Source organism: Pseudomonas sp. PS02303, from assembly GCF_029959925.1.
Taxonomy (GTDB): domain Bacteria; phylum Pseudomonadota; class Gammaproteobacteria; order Pseudomonadales; family Pseudomonadaceae; genus Aquipseudomonas; species Aquipseudomonas mandelii.
Window position 1 is genome coordinate 1 of the sequence record NZ_JASCOM010000453.1, and the last position, 2,606, is coordinate 2,606.

Genomic DNA, 2,606 nt, shown 5'->3' on the forward strand with positions numbered 1-2,606 from the left:
TCCCGAACTCAGCAGTGAAACGATGCATCGCCGATGGTAGTGTGGGGTTTCCCCATGTGAGAGTAGGTCATCGTCAAGATTAAATTCCGAAACCCCTATCTGCGTATGCAGGTAGGGGTTTTGTTTTAGTAGAAGTCACCAATTTTGCTGGCACGTTACGACTGTAACGGGCTGGTCACAGAATTTCTTGACGACCATAGAGCATTGGAACCACCTGATCCCATCCCGAACTCAGCAGTGAAACGATGCATCGCCGATGGTAGTGTGGGGTTTCCCCATGTGAGAGTAGGTCATCGTCAAGATTGAATTCCGAAACCCCTGTCTGCTAACGCAGACAGGGGTTTTGTCGTTTTGGCTCCTAAAAACGTCAGGTCATTATCCCCCGCGAGTCATGCCACTTCTGCGCCACACCCTTGCCCAGTGTTGATGTCCAATAAGTGCATCGAGCTCCAACGGCTCTAGAGCGCCGTTCGGCGGGAATGTCGGTCATTTCATACAAACCCCTAAGATTTCTCCGACTAGTGCCGAAAGACTAGTGAGACATGCGTGCACCAAAGTAGCGCGACCGAAGAATTCCGCCTGCGCTGTTACATGGAATGTTGCACCTGGAACGCATCCCCACTTTTTGCATAAGAAGTCCCATGAAATGAATCTCAAGTTCAGCCATAAAATCCTTCTGGCCGCCTCTGGCGTCGTGGTGCTGGCTTTTGCGTTGTTCACTTTGTACAACGACTATCTGCAGCGAAACACGATCCGGCAAAACCTCGAGTCCTCCGTCCAGCAAGCTGGCGATCTGACCGCCAGCAGCGTGCAGAACTGGATGAGCGGCCGTGTGCTGGTGCTGGAAAACCTCGCCCAGAACGTCGCTCATCAAGGCGCCAATGCGGACCTTCCCGGACTGGTTGATCAACCGGCCTTCACCTCGAACTTCCAGTTCACTTACGTCGGCCAGGCCAACGGCGTGTTCACCCAACGCCCTGACGCGAAGATGCCGGACGGTTACGATCCGCGTCAGCGTCCCTGGTACAAACAAGCCGTGGCTGCCGATAAGACCATGCTGACGCCGCCGTACATGGCCGCCGTCGGTGGGTTGGTGGTGACCATCGCCATGCCGGTGAAAAAGAACGGCGAATTGCTCGGCGTGGTCGGCGGTGATCTGAGCCTGGAGACCCTGGTAAAGATCATCAACTCGGTGGACTTCGGTGGCATCGGCCACGCGTTCCTGGTCAGTGCCGACGGTCAGGTGATCGTCAGCCCGGACAAAGACCAGGTGATGAAAAACCTGAAGGACATTTATCCAAACTCTGGCGTGCGCATCGAGAAGGGCAATCAGGACGTTACCCTGAACAAGCAGGACCGCATCCTCTCGTTCACCCCGGTGATCGGTTTGCCGAATGCCGAGTGGTACATCGGTCTGTCGATCGACAAGGAAAAGGCCTACGCACCACTGAGTCAATTCCGCACTTCGGCGTTGATTGCAATGTTCATCGCCGTCAGTGTGATTGCCGTGCTGTTGAGCCTGCTGATCAACGTGCTGATGCGTCCGCTGACCACCATGGGCCGCGCGATGCAGGATATCGCCCAGGGCGAGGGCGACCTGACCCGTCGTCTGGCCGTGGAAAGCAAAGACGAGTTCGGCGAGTTGGGTGGTTCGTTCAACCAGTTCGTGGAGCGGATTCACGCATCGATTTCCGAAGTGTCCTCGGCGACCCGCCAGGTCCACGATTTGTCGCAGCGCGTAATGGCATCGTCCAACGCCTCGATCATCGGCTCCGACGAACAAAGCGCGCGCACCAACAGCGTGGCTGCCGCCATCAACCAATTGGGTGCCGCCACCCAGGAAATCGCCCGCAATGCTGCCGATGCTTCGCAGCATGCAAGCGGTGCAAGTGAGCAGGCGGATGATGGTCGTCAGGTAGTAGAGAAAACCATCCTGGCCATGACCGAGTTGTCGCAGAAAATCAGCCTGTCCTGCACCCAGATCGAAACCCTGAACGCCAGCACTGACAACATCGGGCACATTCTGGATGTGATCAAAGGCATCTCCCAGCAGACCAACTTGCTGGCGCTCAACGCCGCCATCGAAGCGGCGCGTGCCGGTGAAGCCGGTCGTGGTTTTGCGGTCGTGGCGGACGAAGTGCGCAACCTGGCGCATCGCACACAGGAGTCGGCGGAAGAGATCCACAAGATGATCACCTCGCTGCAGATCGGTTCTCGCGAAGCAGTGACGACCATGAATGCCAGTCAGGTCTCCAGTGAAGAGAGTGTCGAAGTGGCGAATCAGGCGGGCCTGCGATTGGTCAGCGTGACGCAGCGCATCGGCGAAATCGACGGCATGAACCAGTCGGTGGCCGCGGCGACCGAAGAGCAGACGGCGGTAGTGGAAACCCTCAATGTCGACGTCAACCAGATCAACTTGTTGAACCAGCAGAGCGTGGCGAACCTCAATGAAACGTTGAAGGATTGTGATGCGTTGTCGTTGCAGGCGAACCGGTTGAAGCAACTGGTCGATAGCTTCAAGATCTGATTCGGGTCAGTTCTACTGCGTTATCGTTCTTCGCGGGCAAGCCTCGCTCCTACAGGGCATGGAAAACCCTGTAGTAGCG

General features: G+C 56.6%; 1 protein-coding gene and 1 rRNA gene. Both read left to right on the forward strand.

All coding sequences use genetic code 11. The features are described from left to right. Positions 1–186 precede the first annotated feature (186 nt). Positions 187–302 (forward strand): 5S ribosomal RNA (rrf, locus tag QMX98_RS33960). Between the two features lie 344 nt (positions 303–646). Continuing rightward, positions 647–2,527, forward strand: a complete 1,881-nt coding sequence (locus QMX98_RS33965) for a methyl-accepting chemotaxis protein (RefSeq protein WP_282412056.1) — start codon at positions 647–649, stop codon at positions 2,525–2,527. Positions 2,528–2,606: the final 79 nt, after the last annotated feature.